The 472-nt window shown below is 57.2% G+C and carries 1 protein-coding gene; it reads right to left on the bottom strand.

Annotated elements, in window-relative coordinates:
* Positions 1 to 46: 46 nt before the first annotated feature.
* The coding region (locus H5411_RS46720; protein ID WP_183128057.1) for a transposase at positions 47 to 472 on the bottom strand (426 nt) is incomplete at its 5' end.

Raw genomic sequence — 472 nt, forward strand, 5'->3', positions numbered from 1 at the left:
TCTGTCATGATTTCCGTGTAAGCCACGGATGATTTCTTCTCTGATTCTAGTCGAGCGGGAGGCGGTCTGGGAAGAGCGCGGCGAGGGTATTTAACGCTTGTTTCCAGCCCCGGGTTCCGGTTCCCGATGGCCCTCCCCGGTTGCTGGTGATGTTGCGGAGTCCGAGGTAGAGAAGTTTTGTCGCGGCGGTGTCGCTGTCGAAATGGCCTCGGTTCTTGGTGATTTTCCGGAGCTGGAAGTTGATGTTCTCGATCAGGTTTGTGGTGTAGACGATTCTGCGGAGTTCGGGCGGGTAGTCGAGAAACGGAGTGAAGTCGTTCCAGGCGTGTCGCCAGACTTGGATCGCGGCCGGGTATTGCGCACCGAAGTCTTTGTCGAACTGGTTGAGTGCAATTTCGGCTGACTCGAGTGTCGGCGCGGTATAAATTTCACGCATGGCCGCGGCGACTTTCTTGCGGTCGCCGTAGGCGAC

Origin of the sequence: Amycolatopsis echigonensis, assembly GCF_014174495.1 — a bacterium.
In the GTDB taxonomy this organism is placed as follows: domain Bacteria; phylum Actinomycetota; class Actinomycetes; order Mycobacteriales; family Pseudonocardiaceae; genus Amycolatopsis; species Amycolatopsis echigonensis.